16 protein-coding genes are annotated in these 14,105 nt (G+C 44.4%); 9 read left to right on the top strand and 7 right to left on the bottom strand.

Features of this window, described 5'->3' with window-relative positions:
- A partial coding sequence (locus tag ABIL00_07455; protein ID MEO0110593.1) for a hypothetical protein occupies positions 1 to 505 on the bottom strand: 505 nt, incomplete at its 3' end.
- A 173-nt stretch (positions 506 to 678) separates the two neighbouring features.
- Here ABIL00_07455 and ABIL00_07450 point away from each other — a divergent pair.
- Complete coding sequence (locus ABIL00_07450) at positions 679 to 1,122, top strand: Mut7-C RNAse domain-containing protein (protein MEO0110592.1); 444 nt, start codon at positions 679 to 681, stop codon at positions 1,120 to 1,122.
- Between the two features lie 4 nt (positions 1,123 to 1,126).
- Here ABIL00_07450 and ABIL00_07445 read toward each other — a convergent pair whose 3' ends face one another.
- Genes ABIL00_07445 through ABIL00_07420 form a run of 6 tightly spaced genes read right to left on the bottom strand, consistent with a single transcriptional unit; the run spans position 1,127 to position 6,752 of the window.
- The gene (locus ABIL00_07445; protein ID MEO0110591.1) at positions 1,127 to 2,533 is read right to left on the bottom strand and encodes a right-handed parallel beta-helix repeat-containing protein; all 1,407 of its coding nucleotides are present in this window, start codon (positions 2,531 to 2,533) and stop codon (positions 1,127 to 1,129) included.
- A 1-nt stretch (position 2,534) separates the two neighbouring features.
- On the bottom strand, positions 2,535 to 3,185 hold the full coding sequence (gene tsaB, locus ABIL00_07440) for a tRNA (adenosine(37)-N6)-threonylcarbamoyltransferase complex dimerization subunit type 1 TsaB (GenBank protein ID MEO0110590.1): 651 nt from the start codon (positions 3,183 to 3,185) through the stop codon (positions 2,535 to 2,537).
- Between the two features lie 22 nt (positions 3,186 to 3,207).
- Positions 3,208 to 3,711 (bottom strand): NYN domain-containing protein, encoded by a 504-nt coding sequence (locus ABIL00_07435; GenBank protein MEO0110589.1) that lies wholly within the window; start codon positions 3,709 to 3,711, stop codon positions 3,208 to 3,210.
- 2 nt (positions 3,712 to 3,713) lie between these two features.
- A complete protein-coding gene (locus ABIL00_07430) occupies positions 3,714 to 4,502 on the bottom strand; it encodes a type III pantothenate kinase (protein ID MEO0110588.1) in 789 nt (262 codons plus the stop codon).
- On the bottom strand, positions 4,492 to 5,175 hold the full coding sequence (locus ABIL00_07425) for a biotin--[acetyl-CoA-carboxylase] ligase (protein ID MEO0110587.1): 684 nt from the start codon (positions 5,173 to 5,175) through the stop codon (positions 4,492 to 4,494). Before ABIL00_07425 ends, ABIL00_07430 begins: the two co-directional genes overlap by 11 nt.
- A complete protein-coding gene (locus ABIL00_07420) occupies positions 5,172 to 6,752 on the bottom strand; it encodes a T9SS type A sorting domain-containing protein (GenBank protein ID MEO0110586.1) in 1,581 nt (526 codons plus the stop codon). Before ABIL00_07420 ends, ABIL00_07425 begins: the two co-directional genes overlap by 4 nt.
- 304 nt (positions 6,753 to 7,056) lie before the next feature.
- On the opposite strand from ABIL00_07420, the gene ABIL00_07415 reads away from it, so the two are divergent.
- The 8 genes from ABIL00_07415 to ABIL00_07380 all read left to right on the top strand — a co-directional run.
- Positions 7,057 to 7,848, top strand: coding sequence for a methyltransferase domain-containing protein (locus ABIL00_07415; GenBank protein MEO0110585.1), 792 nt, complete (start codon positions 7,057 to 7,059; stop codon positions 7,846 to 7,848).
- Positions 7,849 to 7,870: 22 nt separating this feature from the next.
- Complete coding sequence (locus tag ABIL00_07410) at positions 7,871 to 8,500, top strand: corrinoid protein (protein MEO0110584.1); 630 nt, start codon at positions 7,871 to 7,873, stop codon at positions 8,498 to 8,500.
- Positions 8,493 to 9,410, top strand: coding sequence for a uroporphyrinogen decarboxylase family protein (locus tag ABIL00_07405; GenBank protein MEO0110583.1), 918 nt, complete (start codon positions 8,493 to 8,495; stop codon positions 9,408 to 9,410). The genes ABIL00_07410 and ABIL00_07405 overlap by 8 nt, the downstream gene beginning before the upstream one ends.
- Positions 9,411 to 9,421: 11 nt before the next feature.
- The gene (locus tag ABIL00_07400) at positions 9,422 to 10,561 is read left to right on the top strand and encodes an ASKHA domain-containing protein (protein ID MEO0110582.1); all 1,140 of its coding nucleotides are present in this window, start codon (positions 9,422 to 9,424) and stop codon (positions 10,559 to 10,561) included.
- Positions 10,552 to 11,547, top strand: coding sequence for a 2-hydroxyacyl-CoA dehydratase family protein (locus ABIL00_07395; protein ID MEO0110581.1), 996 nt, complete (start codon positions 10,552 to 10,554; stop codon positions 11,545 to 11,547). Before ABIL00_07400 ends, ABIL00_07395 begins: the two co-directional genes overlap by 10 nt.
- Entirely contained in the window at positions 11,540 to 12,883 is a 1,344-nt protein-coding gene (locus tag ABIL00_07390) for a 2-hydroxyacyl-CoA dehydratase family protein (GenBank protein ID MEO0110580.1), read from the top strand. The genes ABIL00_07395 and ABIL00_07390 overlap by 8 nt, the downstream gene beginning before the upstream one ends.
- Entirely contained in the window at positions 12,880 to 13,905 is a 1,026-nt protein-coding gene (locus ABIL00_07385) for a uroporphyrinogen decarboxylase family protein (GenBank protein MEO0110579.1), read from the top strand. The genes ABIL00_07390 and ABIL00_07385 overlap by 4 nt, the downstream gene beginning before the upstream one ends.
- The coding region (locus ABIL00_07380; protein MEO0110578.1) for a hypothetical protein at positions 13,896 to 14,105 on the top strand (210 nt) is incomplete at its 3' end. The genes ABIL00_07385 and ABIL00_07380, both read left to right, overlap by 10 nt.

Raw genomic sequence — 14,105 nt, 5'->3', positions numbered from 1 at the left:
GAACATTAATCCGCTCCAGGTTCGGTTGGATTGATTCGGTAATATCCTTGGGCACAACCTCTTTGATAGGGGCAAGTTCTACCGGCACCTTGGCATAAAGGACTAAGTCAATATCTTGTCGGTTGGCAACTTCATAGATCACATCCGGAGTGGCTAAACAACCGACTAAATTCACAATCCATAAGGAGATAATATGCTCAACCTTACCTTCTTTTTCTTTCTCTCTTAGATAATTTAAGAGGTCTCTTTGGGTCCTTTCCGCAAAATCCATTAAGACCCTTCCCACTCTCGCCCTTCTTTGGGGTCTTGGTAGATTCTCAATCGTCGGGTCAAGTTCTAAGGCATTTTTCCTCTCTTTTAGGACAAAGTCAACCGGAATCTTCTGATTGGTGGAAGCCTTTTCTAAGACGGAGACGAGTTGGGGGTCAATCAGAGCGGAGAAAGAGAGGGAAAAAGCGACAAGAAGAGTAAATAAAGGCATAAAGATAGATTTTTGTTTATTCATAAACCCTCCATTTTTGAGGTTTGATTACGGCGGGAAGAAAAAATGAGGCTTTCGGGAGATAAAGTTCCCTTCGCACTAAAATCGCCGTAACCATTTTTAATTATAAATAAATTATAAGTTCAAAATCAAAAATGTCAACCTTGCAGTAAAGAGAACTTTTATTATAATGGTCTATGAAGTTCTTCTGCGATGTGATGTTGGGTAAATTAGCCAAGTACTTGAGGGTTTTAGGTTTTGATACAAGATACGAAAATAAGATTCGGGAAGAGGATTTATTTTTAATCGCCCGCCGAGAAGGAAGGAAGATTATCACCAGGAAGGTGAAATTAAAAGGGATGGAAGATGTGATTTACCTTGATATTGATTCCCCAAAAGAACAGTTGCGGTTTCTCTTTGAAAAGTTAAATCTGAAAGAAAAGATGGAGCCCTTCAGCCGGTGTCTGGTCTGTAACGAAGAGTTGCAAGAAATAAAAAAGGAGGAGGCAAAAGGAAAGGTCCCTTATTATACCTACCAGACGCAGGAAAAATTTTCCCTTTGCCCTTCCTGTCAGAGAATTTATTGGCCGGGTACTCATTTAAGAGATATGGAGAGGTTGCTTAAAAGTCTCACCTCTTAACTATTTATTGTTCATAACATCCCATATCCACACCCCCACCTTGGGGTCTTCTTCTTCCTTCCAGGTCAATTGGGGGTGCAGATAGAGAATCACCAGCATCAATTCCCGGACTTCCGGGTTGCAAATGGTAGTCACCCTCCCTTCCCCAGGCCACAGAATTGAATTGGGGATTGCCGTAGATATTTCCAGTGCCAATCTGTGCTACTTCGGCGGAAGTGTAAGTACTGTTTCCTTGAATTAAGAGTCTATCATCTTTGGGCGCATAGAAGAGGTTGTATCTGATGTTGTAATTCACCGCCTCCCCAAGCCAGATTACCGGAGCGTTATTACCCCGACTGCAAAATATCGTATTTACGATCCGCAAATGGACGGGGATTGTTGGGTTGTCATACTGGACGTGCATTATGTAGTTTTCTCCAAGGGAATCATCAATTGTGCAATTGATCATCTCAAAATGGGCATTATTATTCTCAGTACTTATGACAATTGGCGACCAGGGGGTTGGGGTGGCATTACCATCACCCCGGCCGTAGATTAGGGTATTCTCAATTCTTGATGAATCACCCCATAATTTAACGCCGTCACAAGTATTATTCATCACGAGGCATTCGTGGATGTAGGTGCGCTTCGCCTTGGAATCAATGCCGTCCCCATAGTTATGAGCTACGGTGGTATTACCGATTTCAATCGGTCCCTCTGATGCTTCAATGCCAAAGCCATCGGGCCGATCATAAGGACGGTTTGAGCCATCACCACCTTGGTAATAATGACCACTATAGGAGAGTTCACAATTTTGAATCAAAACATTACGGAAGCCTCCTTGTTGGCCGGCGGGTCCCCCAATGCTCCCAAAGCCACAATAGGTAAGCCGGCAATTCAATACCTGCAAATCATTGGCATCTCCAATGTCAATGCCGAATTCATCAAGATGGTGGATATTTAAATCTTTCAGGACGATATGCTCAACCGGTCCTCCGGTTCCGGATATTCCTTCCCGAAATTTCCGGCCCTGGTTACTTGTGATTTCAAAATTTTCAATCCTTAGATATTGACAATTGGAAATGTCAAATGCGGCAGAAAGATTGTTTTCCCCCGCAATCACCGGCCGGGCATTTCTCTCTTTGGCAAAAACAACAAGGGTATCTCCAGGTTGGAGATGGGTTGCCGCTTGGGCAATCGTTTTGAAAGGTTGATCAAAAGTTCCTGGATTATTGTCATTACCATCAGGCGAGACATAGTATTGACCGGTATGGTTGCCACCGATGATGGTGATCCAGGCATTGGCAGTCCCGGATGGTGGGTGTATGATATCTTCTGGTTCTTTTAAGAGATAGTCATACCCGCCCCGTTCTCCCTTTTGGCAAGTCAATAAGGCATACAGGGCAAAAAAGATTATGATCCCTTTCTTCATCTCAAACACGGATGTCCGGCTCTTTGATGTAAAAGGGAACAAGTTCCGAGGGGTCATCAATCTCGCCCCGGGTAATCGCTTCTTTGGCTAACTGGCAAATCACTTCTGGTAAGGGGAAAAAGAGATTTGCTCTCTTAGCAGGTAAAAAGACCTGAGGATAAGATTTTATCCCGGAACCAAAGAAGATGGCATCTGGGTATCTTTTGACAATCTCTTCCGGAAAGGTGAGGAGGGGTTCGGAATTTTTCTCTTTTCTTTTATAGACCTGGGCGTAGACTTGGTTTCTTTTGGCATCAATTACGGGAATAATGGTTTCTTCTTCCTCGGGAAATAGGTTATAAAATGTTTGGGTAAGGCCCAAAAAGGTATCAATCCCTTTAATTGGTATCTTATGGGGCAGAGAGAGGGCTTTGGCGGCGGCTAAGCCAACCCTTAAAGAGGTGAACATACCCGGGCCAATCGTCACCCCGATTCCGGTGAGGTCGGACGGTTGAATTCGGAAGTGGGAGAAGAGATCTTTAAGGAGAAGGAAGAGATTTTCTTGATGCTTCCCCTCCGCAGCCGATTTTAGGATTAAAAATTCCGTTTCTTCTTTTAAGAGGCAGACTCCAGTCTCCATCCCTGAGGTCTCAATCCCTAAGAAGTAAGGCATTACTCCGCAGGAAAATTTCCTTTTAGAGGTAGATCTCTTTTATCACCCCTTCCAGTTCGTCTAAATTGAGGTATTCGTCACAGGCGCGAATCAGTTCCACCGAGGTATAACCCTTTCCTAAGCCAATCACCGTCACCCTCTTTCCCTGCCGGGAGAGGTAATCAACTAAGGCGACGAAGTCTCCATCCCCAGTGACGAGCACCACTTCATCCAAGTAAGGATTCATTGAGAGAATCTCCAATGTGATCTCAATATCCATATTCGCCTTAAAACTACCATCCAACCTCTCCCGCACCATTTTGGAAACAACCCGGTAGTTCATAAAGGATAAGGCATCAATTAGCCTCTGTCTCCTTTCATCATCTCTCTTATAAGGAACAAAGGCAACGAATTTGTACTCCCGAGCGTCTCGTTTTAAGCGGACAATGATGTTTCGCTGCAGGGCATCATAGCGCACCTCTTTCCCTTGGCGCTCAAATGTCTCCTGGACATTCTGGATATCCAGAAAAACGCCGATGCAACCCATTTTTACCTCCGAATTTTATTTAAGTAATATATCATACAAAGACCCCGCAGGTTAAGAAAGGGGTCAATGATGTCTATCCCTTCTAAGATCGGACTGAGAAGGAAGGATAAACCACCAGTGAGAAAGGTGGTGAAACTTCTTTGGGGCATTTCCAATTTTATCTTTTTTATCGTCCCTTCCAAAAAAGATTTAAGGAAGAGGTAGATGCCGTTTCGGATGCCATTTTCGGTATCTTGGGCTAAATAGGGGGGAGGGATTTTTCTTAAAGGACGGTTCATAAGAAAATAAGAGGAAAAAGGTCGGAGCCTTTCAGCCTTTTTTAGGAAAGAGAGGGCCGATAAAATTCCCGGCGCGATAAGGCCGCCCAAAAATTTCCCTTCCTTAGTAACTGCGGAAATGGTAGTGGCAGTTCCTAAATCAACAATTATTCCGTCTTTCCGGTAATGAAAGGCAACCGCCGAAGCACCGGCGATGCGGTCTTCACCCAGAGGGCTCTCTTTACTACCGTAAGAAATTTTTAACCCGGTTTCTAAATCATCTTTTAGGGAGTAGACCTTTTTCCGATAGTTCCCCCGAATTAGATTCTTTAACTCTTCTCCCTTCTTTGCCACCACCGAGGCGATGATTACCTCGTCTGCCTTTTTGACGAGATAGGAAAAGCAATTATTTCCTTCCTTTATCTTCTCTCGGGTGGGCCATCGCATCTCAATGATGAGATTCTTTTCCCGAAAGAGACCGCAATGGGTAAAGGAATTTCCAATGTCAATCGCCAAAAGCCAATTAGGTCTCATAAACCTTCTCCACCTCTCCGGAGAAAAGGGTTAAGATCCCTCCTTCGGGGAGGGAGAGGATTAGTTTTCCTTCTTCGTCAATATCTAAAGCCCTTCCTTCCCAAAGTCGGGAAAAGGCACGGAGGTGGATATATTTTCCCTTGAGGAGGTTTCGTTTTCTGATTTCCGATAAGATTTGGGAAAATGGGGGAGCATTTTCGTAGAGGGAGATAATTTCTCTTAGCAGTTCTTCAATCGGTATCTCTCTCTTTAAGATGAGTTTGAGGGAAATGGCATCCTTTATTTCAGAAGGGAAGGTTTCATTATTCACATTTATGCCGCAACCGGCGATGATCGCTGTCCCTTCTCTTTCTAAGAGGATACCCCCCAATTTCTTCTTCTCGTAAATTAAATCGTTAGGCCATTTGAAAAGGCAGGAGATATTTGCCACCTTCTCAATCCCCTTCACCGCGGAAAGGAAGAGTTTGAGATGAATGGTGAGTATCTCTTCTGGTTTGGGAAAGAGTAAAAGAGAAAAGTAGAGACCCCCTTTTGGGGAATGCCATTCCCGACCAAATCTCCCTCTACCTTTTGTTTGCTCTTCCGCCCAGATGACCAACTCCTCTTTTTGGGGAATATAGGACTTGGCAATATCCTGAGTGGAAGTTACCGAAGTAAACCTGATGATTCTCATAACTTAATAACCTTCTTCCCGTTAACGAAATAAATTCCGGGTTTTAAGCCGATAAGAGATATTTTTTTACTATCCGGCACCGAGAACTTTTTCACTACCCTGCCGCTGGCATCCCAAATTTTCACTTCCCCTTTTATCTCTTCTAATAAAAGAGAGTGGGATTTCGTTTTTCTTAAATCTCCTTTCGCCGCGATGCCGACCGGTGGCGAGGTGTTAAGGAAAAGGAGGTTACCGGATGGTTGGTCCCAATTGGTCACTCCTAAATCGCCATAAGGGGAATAGGTATAATCTATTTTCAGGGTTTCGGAGTTAGTTAAGGGATGGCGCAAGGAGAAATAGCCGGAGAGGAAATCAAAGGCAAATAGGGAATCGGGCAGGGGAGAACTATTTATCTTGACGGAGCGTAAAAATTGGACGGGGGTATTAGGGATGAGGAATAATTTCCTTTGACCATCACCAATTGCGGAGAATGTCTCATTTTGGAGGTGGTCGTTACCGAAGCAACCCCACATAATCATCTCACAGACCAAGTTATTGCCCATAGAATAGGACCAGGTGGGAAGAGTATCCAAGACGCCGTTCCGGTTTTCAAAGACACAGATTGGCTCCCACCAACCACCAGCCGCCAGTTCTAAAAAGCCATCACCATTACAATCACCAAAGGCAACACAGGAGGCATACCGGGTATTTCTAAGCATCTGGAAAACCGGGATGGTATCAATCATTCCGTTTCGGTTCTTAAAGACTTTAATTCTACTGGAATCACCACTTAACTGCCCATTACTGGCAAGGGCAAAGTCAACCCACCCGTCTCGGTCATAATCACCAATCGCAATCCTTAGTACCCAACCTTTTTCCCGAAAGGAAAAAGTTGGTTGCCGGGGAAGAGTGCCGTTATTATTGATATAAATTGCTACTTTTCTTCGGTAGCCAACAACCAGGTCTAAAAAGCCATCGTTATTGATATCAAGAAATCTCAAAGCATCGCTCGGTTGGGAATCAAGACTTGTCCAATAGGGGTTTGTCTCAAAGATGCCTTGGTTATTGCGATAGATCCGCACCGGGGAGCGGATATTATTATAAGCATCACCGGCGGCAACCGCTAAATCCAAATCACCATCTAAATCAATATCACCAAAACAGCAATCAAAAGAGTTATAACGGTCGGCGGATTGCCAGTAAGGGGAATTTTCCAAACCGCCGCCCCGATTGCGATAGATGCGGGTAGCACCTTGGTTAGAACCATAACCCAAGTAGACAACCGCTAAGTCTAAAAGGCGGTCCTGATTGATATCGCCCAAATAGAGGTGACCGAAATAGCCCTGGTCCTGAGAACGCCAACCGGCATTGGTTTCTAAGATACCATTCCGATTAAAATAGACGGCGTTGCGATTGGAAGCCATATCATTCCCATTAGAGGTGACGTAGTCAATAAAACCATTGGTGTCAATATCACCGAAGCCACCACCCGTGGCGTAGTCATTATCTGAGGACTGCCAGGAAGGCGAAGGAGGTAAGGGGATAATACCCAAAGCCCAATGGCCGATAAAAAATAGGAAAATAAAAGATATTCTCATAATTTAATTTATCGGAAAGAAAAAAGAAGTCAATCTTTCATTCTGGTGGCTCCGGTTTTTGGTTTTAGGAAAACGATTGAATACTATCTCTTGATGCAAAAAGCAGGTGTTTGACAAAAGGGAAATTGTGATTATACTTTTTATGATAAAGATGAGAGTAATTAATTTCTTAGGTCGGAAGGGAGTATGAAATTTCTCCGAGGAGGCAGTTGCCTCCACTTCCGTCAAAGGGGAAGGAAATTCCCTTCTTATATTAAGAACTTCCCACTTTTAAAATTTATTGCCGATAAAAACGGAGGTGTTTATGAATTATAAAAAAGACTACACAATAAAGGATGTCCAGGATGTCTATGACGGTCCCGGTGGACTACTCTGGGAAGCGGTAATGGGTGAGCAGATTCACTCGGGCGGACCAGAAGCAACTGACTTTTTGGCGGAAAAAATCGGACTCAAGCCCGGTCAGGTTGTCTTAGATATCTGCAGTGCCTTAGGTGCACCAGCCCGACATCTCGCCAGTAAATACGGCGTCTATGTCAAAGGTTTAGATGCGACCAAGACGATGCTGGCAAAGGCAAGAGAAAGAACCGCTGCAGCAAAACTTGACCACCTCATTGAATACTATGAGGGTAATGCGCTAGACCTCCCTTTCAAAAAAGAGACCTTTGATGTCGTCTGGGGTCAGGAGGCATGGTGTTATGTTACCGATAAGAATCGGCTCATTCAGGAAGCCTATCGGGTCTTAAAACCAGGGGGCAAGATTGGTTTCACCGACTGGATAATCACCGGGAAAATTACCCCTGAGGAATTAGAACCCTTATACGACTCTATGGCCTTTCCCTATATGGAGACATTTAAAGGTTATCAGGAACTCCTTAAAAAGAATGGCTTTAAGGTCTTAGAGGCATTGGACCAGACCGAAGAGTTTGCCAAATGCTTTGACGAGTACTATCATAAAGTAACCGTGGAATTGAAACCAACGATTGAAAAGAACTTCGGATCTGACCTTTATAAATTTGCGGAAAACCTCGTCACCATCTGGCGCAAGGCAGCCCACGAACATAAAGTAGGAAGAGGTCTTTTTATTGGCCAAAAGTAAGGATTAGCCTTAAGGGGAAAGATTGGATTTTTCGGAGATAAAAAAGGCGCTCGTTGATTTGGATGTCAGCCGGGTTAAAGAACTAATTTTCCAATCCTTAAAGGAAAATTACCCTCCGGAAGCAATCTTAAAAGAAGGGCTAATCGCCGGGATGAAAGAGGTAGGTGAACTCTTTTCCAAAAAGGAATATTTTGTCCCTGAGGTCCTAATTGCCGCTGACGCCTTTTATGCCGGTTTTGACCTCATCACCCCTTTACTAAAATCAAAAGGAGAAAAGAGGGGAAAGATTGTCATCGGTGTCGTTTCTGGTGATATCCACGATATCGGGAAAAATATCGTGAAGGTGATGCTAAAAGCCAATGGCTATGAGGTTATTGACTTGGGAAGAGATGTCCCCCATGAGAAATTTATCAAAGCGGTAGCGGAAGAAAAACCCCAGGTTCTTGCCCTCTCCGCTCTAATGACGACCACAATGTTCGGGATGGAAGAAATTATCCAAATTCTAAAAGAGAAAGGTTTGCGCGATAAGATTAAAGTGATTGTTGGCGGGGCAGCGGTTAATGAAAAATTTGCCCAAATGATCGGGGCGGATGGTTACGGCGAAGATGCTACCGCGGCGGTGAAGTTAATAGAAAGGTTAAATATTGGATAGAATAACCGCGGTCGTCCAGAAAAAAGAGAAGAGAGCGGTCTTTCCCATCGTAGTTGCTGACCACTGCGCTCGCTTATTTAACACCACTTTAGCCGCCGTCGTCCGAGATGGAGAAAAATTGGCCGAAGTGATAAGTTACGGTTATCACTTCTACCGGTATGATATGGTCCTTCTCTTTTCCGACCCTTATCTCGAAGCCGAAGCCTTAGGTTGTCCAGTGTGCTTAGAACCAATCCCCCAATTGCTCGGGCCCAGAAGGAAAAAAAGAGGTAGGGATCGAAGAGGGGTTATCCTTAAAGCCGCTCGGTTATTAAAAAAGATGGTGGATGTTCCGGTCTTTGTCTCAATCAAAGGTCCTTTCTCCCTCGCCGCCTTTCTCATCGGTATGGAAGAATTTCTAAAAATGTTGATGGAAAAGGAAGAAAAGGTAAGGGAGACCTTGGAGGAAACGCTCCAATTTCAGATTGACTATCTCCGCCAACTCCTTTCCTTAGAGGTTAATATCTTTATCGGTGACCCCTGCGCCTCTGCCAGTCTCATCTCCCCGAATTTTTTCGCCCAATTTGCCCAAGAACCCCTTACTACCTTGGTAAAGAAGGTGAAAGAGGCCGGGCTTTTAGTCGGATTGCACATCTGTGGTGAAACAAAACCAATAATTTCCCTTCTTGATAAAATTGGTTGTGATATTTTAAGTATTGAGGATATTAGCCCTGAGACCGAAACGGTAAAGATGGGGGGTGTTTCCACCAAGACGATATTTTTCGGTGACTGGGAAAAGATGAAAAAGGAGATCGAGAATGCCCAGCAATTAAACCCATCTCTCATTCTGGCTACTTCTTGTGATGTGCCAGCCGAAACCGAACCGGAAAATATTAAAATGATGATTAAAATCGCCCAGGCACTGAGTTAGTTTCTTCAAAGATGCCCATTTTCGGACTGGCATTAGACCTCGGCACAACAATCTTAAAGGGAGCAGCGGTCAACTTAGAGAATGGCCGGATAAAAAAGAAGGTGAATCTACCTAACCCTCAGAATCATTTGGGTAGCGATGTCGTCACCCGTATCAGTAAGGCGCTGCGGGGAAGATATGACCGATTGCGAAATCTCCTCTTTTTCGGCATCAGGGAGATAAAGAAATGCCTTGGTTTTAAAAGGCCGTCTTTTACCACCGTGGTTGGTAATCCGGTGAATCTCTCCTTTTATCTCAATAAACCCCTTAACGGGTTAGCCCGTTACCCATTCCGGAGCGAATTGAAGGAAGGCGTCTTCTTAAAAAATCCCCCTTCGTATATCTTCCCTTGCCTCGGTGGTTTTATCGGCGGCGATACTGTTGCTGGTCTTATTGCCTGTGGATTGAGTAAATCTAAAAAGATTTCCCTTTATGTTGATTTGGGGACAAACGGCGAAGTTGTCCTTGTTACACCGGAAAAGATTTTTGCTGTTTCCACCGCGGCTGGTCCGGCATTTGAGGGAACCGGCGTAACTTGTGGGAGTTTTGCTCTTCCTGGGGCGATTGATCGGTTATCCGCCTCAGGCGGATACAAAAGAAGAATTAGATACCGGACGATTGGGAAAAAGAAACCGATTGGTATCTGCGCCTCCGGTTTAATTGACCTTTTAGGTATTATGCTGGAAATTGGTTATTTGAGAGAAGATGGTCGCCTCTTAAAAGAGATTACTATCGGCGGGATAAAAATCTCCCAAAATGATATCCGAAAACTACAACTCGCGGTGGCGGCGATTCATACCGGGATTGAGATACTGCTCCAGAAAGTGGGACTTAAACCATCGGAGATTAAAGAGACTATTCTCACTGGGGAATTTGGTTCCCATCTTAACCAAAAATCTTTAATGAGAATTGGTCTTCTGCCTCAGAAGATAGAGAAGATCCACCAAGAAAAGGACTTGCCGTTAAGGGGAGCGATAATGGCTCTTCTTGACAAGAAGATTTTTGAGGAAGCGGAGGGCATCAGGGAGAAGGCAAAGCAGATAGAATTAGCCTTGGAACCAAATTTCCCAAAAACTTTCGTCTCCGCTTTGCGTTTGCGGCCGTGGGGCTAATCGGCTACACCTGTTCTTATATTCCGGTGGAATTACTCTCGGCCACCGGTTTTCTACCCTATCGTTTAATTCACGGGACGATAAGTTTCAGTGAAAAAGGGGAAGAGGTCGTGAAGGTTGATGCCTGTCCCTTAGTGAAGGCAAACCTTGGTTATCTTTTGGAGAACGAAAAGAGATTTGTTGGTGTTGTCGGGGCTACGGGCTGCGATCTGGCAAGACGCCAATTGGAAGTAATTACCCACTTCACCTCCCTTCCCGTTCATATTCTAAATAATCCCCGAACCGACAATCCAAAAATCTTTAATGATGAGATAGAGGAATTGGTGAAATTTTTAGAGAAACTCGGTCAGAAAAAATTAACTCCGGAATTAGTTGCCCGAGAGATTGAGAGATGGGAAAATTTTCGGGAAGGCTTACGGGTAATGGACCAGCAGCGAAAGGCTAAGCCGTCTCTTTTTTCCACCTCGGATTTTCATAAACTTTGTATTAGTTATCATAAGGGGAATCCACCGGCTAATTTTCCCTCCTCTACTTCCTCGCCTTCCACTAATCCCCGGGTCTATCTTTTAGGGAGCCCCATCTCTTATGAAGCTAATCCCTTTCTCCAATTACTGGAAAAGGATTTGCAGATTGTGGGCGATTTTAATTGTGGGATCTCTCGGCCTCTTCTGATAAAGATAAGAGAGAAAAATTTAACCGGGATTAAAGAAGCCTATTATCACCAACCCCCCTGTATCTTTAAACGGCCCAATAAAAAATTTTACGAATGGGTGAGTATGGAATTGAAAGAACGCCATTGTCAAGGTATCGTGGCTTGGACCTTAGACTACTGTGATAACTATGAGTTTGAGTTGAGCCGGATGGAGAAAACTTTTGGGCTTCCCCTTTTAAGAATCCGAAGTGATTTTTCCTTTTCTCATATTAGCCAATGGCAATTAAGAATCGCTGCCTTTGCCGAAAGTATTAAAGAAAATATTTATGTTTAGTGAGGTAGCACCAAAAAGGATCACCCTTTCCGAGTGGAGTCGCCAGTTTCGGAAAGTTCCGGATGAGGTGATAAAAAAATTCAATTATTACCAAAATTCCGATTGGGGGAGATACCTCTCACCACCAGCAACTTTTTTTGTCTACGGGGCACGGGAATTAAAAGAACTGAAATTTGACAATTCCTTTTCTTCGCTGCGCCTCTGGGGATTTGTCTTTAATGAATCGGAGAGATTATTCCGGGCAAAACAGACTGGCAGGAAGGTGATTGCCACGATGGGGGATTTGGGCATTATTCCGGTTATCGTTATGGCTTTTCCCGAAGCAATCCCTTTCTATCCCGAATGCTTCTGGTGGGTTCCTTTCTACAATAAGTCAAATGTCCTTTTAACCAGGGCGAGCGAATTGGGAATCCCGGAGGCGACCTGTTTCTCAAAGGCGATTTTAGCCGCATTTTCCAAAAGGGCATATTTCCCCGTACCCGATTTAATCATTGCCGCCACCGGTGCTTCCTGTGATGACTACTCCTGCCTTATGCAACTCTTGGAAGATATTGGTTATAATCCCCTTTGGGTTGAAATTCCTCTTCGGCGTCAAGGGAGTGAAGAGAGGGTAGCCGGCTATCTGATTGAAGAGTATCAAAAAATTTGGCAGAAGATGGTAGAAATTACCGGTCGCAATCTCCAAAAAGAGGAATTGAAAAAAAGTATTAGGAAGGCGAATTATCTCCGAAGTTTGGTTAAGGAATTAAAGGAGACTGTTTCTCAGGCGAAAATTGCTCCCCTCCCGGCGTTGGAGATGATGGTGATTGAATTTGGCAATCTGTACGGCTATGGTGATTTTGCGGAATGGATAAAAATTGTGGAAGGGATTCTTCAAACAGTTAAAGAAAGGGTAGCAAAGGGGATTGGGGTCTTAAGGGAAGATGCCATTCCTATCGCTTGGGTAACACCAAGCGCTGACCCAATTCTTTTAAATCTGATAGAAGATTTTGGCTGTCGGGTCTTAACTACGGAATATTTAATAAATCAGGCGTTAGTTCCCATTTCTGAAAACCTTGACCCATTTTTGGCTCTTGCCCAAGCATTCCTGAATGCCTCCCTGATCGGCACAACGAAGGAGAGGATAAGGAGGATAAAGGAGGAAGTAGAGAAAGGGAGGATTAAAGGGGTATTAATCACCAATGTGCTCGGTGCTTCCCACTGTGCCTTGGAGACAAAGTTAATGGAAGAGGAGTTGCAGGCGGTTCCGGTTTTGGCGATTGATGTACCGAGTCCCGGAGGCATCACTGAACAGTTAAAGACCAGGCTTGAGGCATTTATTGAGACGATAAAATGAAGGAGAGGCTAACCCCCCGGGAGCGATTTGCTCTTTTGGTGATTGACGAAAAGCCTGACCGTTGTCCAGTAATTCCTTTACTCACCTCCTTTTCGGCAAAGGTGGCAGGGATGAAATTAAGGGAATATTCTACCAATGGCAAAGCGATGGCGAAGGCACAGATTATCGCCTGGGAAGAATTTGGCTGTGATGCCACTAACATTTTCTCCGAAGTGGGGATAATTGCGGAAGCGCTCGGTTCGGAATTCTTCTATCCGGAAGATGATCTGCCCGTCCTTAAGACCCCCGCCCTTAATAGAAAGGATATTAAAGAACTTAAAATACCAAACCCTTATGCCACCGGGAGGTTGCCCCTCTACTTAGAGGCGATTGGACTTACTTATCAAGCACTTGGTGACCGGGTGCCAATTCTGGCTTATCTGCCCGCTCCTTTTACTACGGCTATGTTCCTTATTAACCCGGAAGAATTTCTCATCAATACCATTAAGAATCCCTCTTTGGTAAAAGATTTGCTGGAAATCTCATTACAAGCGGCGATTGAATTTTCCTTTGCCATAATTGATGCCGGTGGTTTACCAATCATTGTTGACCCTCTGGCTTCCACCAGTGTAATCAGTCCCAAGACTTTTAAAGAATTTGCCCTTCCTTATGAAAGGGAATTGATAAATTTTCTCCATCGCTATGACCTTGACTGTATTCTTCACATCTGTGGTGATACCGAACCAATTCTCGATCTCCTCCCGGAGACAAACGCGGACCTCATCAGTTTGGATAAAGTGCCGATAAGTCTCATTTGCGAGAAACTGGGAAGGAAGATGCGAATTATTGGAAATTTTCCACCAACCAATCTTATCTTCTCTTCGCCCGAAGCAATTAAGGAGGGGGCGAAAGAGATGGTGGAAATTGGCCGGAAAGCGGAAAGGGGTTACATCGCCGCCACTGGTTGTGAGGTTCCGATTAAAACCCCAAAAGAGAACCTTATGGCGTTCGTAGAAGGGGCTAAGGAGGTGGGATGGTATTAGGAATTGATATTGGTGCCTGCTACACCAAAGGGGTATTATTGGCGGAGGATGGGATTAAAGATAAAGTAGTGGTCAAAACCGCCTTTCAACCCCAATCGGCAATTGAAGAGGTGAAAAAAAACTTAATCGGCTACAGAAAAATAGTGGCGACCGGCTACGGGAGAAATTTAGTGACTGATGCCGATTTGATAATCACTGAG

The sequence above is a fragment of the candidate division WOR-3 bacterium genome (assembly GCA_039801905.1).
In the GTDB taxonomy this organism is placed as follows: Bacteria; Hydrothermota; Tepidihabitantia; order Tepidihabitantales; family JBDRVQ01; genus JBDRVQ01.
This window is presented reverse-complemented; position numbering and strand designations above follow the sequence as displayed.

Excerpts from the sequence above, each read along its gene's own strand:
- ABIL00_07450 (MEO0110592.1), top strand. The coding sequence starts at position 679 with ATGAAGTTCTTCTGCGATGTGATGTTGGGTAAATTAGCCAAGTACTTG.
- ABIL00_07445 (MEO0110591.1), bottom strand. The coding sequence starts at position 2,533 with ATGAAGAAAGGGATCATAATCTTTTTTGCCCTGTATGCCTTATTGACT.
- tsaB (MEO0110590.1), bottom strand. The coding sequence starts at position 3,185 with ATGCCTTACTTCTTAGGGATTGAGACCTCAGGGATGGAGACTGGAGTC.
- ABIL00_07435 (MEO0110589.1), bottom strand. The coding sequence starts at position 3,711 with ATGGGTTGCATCGGCGTTTTTCTGGATATCCAGAATGTCCAGGAGACA.
- ABIL00_07430 (MEO0110588.1), bottom strand. The coding sequence starts at position 4,502 with ATGAGACCTAATTGGCTTTTGGCGATTGACATTGGAAATTCCTTTACC.
- ABIL00_07425 (MEO0110587.1), bottom strand. The coding sequence starts at position 5,175 with ATGAGAATCATCAGGTTTACTTCGGTAACTTCCACTCAGGATATTGCC.
- ABIL00_07420 (MEO0110586.1), bottom strand. The coding sequence starts at position 6,752 with ATGAGAATATCTTTTATTTTCCTATTTTTTATCGGCCATTGGGCTTTG.
- ABIL00_07415 (MEO0110585.1), top strand. The coding sequence starts at position 7,057 with ATGAATTATAAAAAAGACTACACAATAAAGGATGTCCAGGATGTCTAT.
- ABIL00_07400 (MEO0110582.1), top strand. The coding sequence starts at position 9,422 with ATGCCCATTTTCGGACTGGCATTAGACCTCGGCACAACAATCTTAAAG.
- ABIL00_07390 (MEO0110580.1), top strand. The coding sequence starts at position 11,540 with ATGTTTAGTGAGGTAGCACCAAAAAGGATCACCCTTTCCGAGTGGAGT.
- ABIL00_07385 (MEO0110579.1), top strand. The coding sequence starts at position 12,880 with ATGAAGGAGAGGCTAACCCCCCGGGAGCGATTTGCTCTTTTGGTGATT.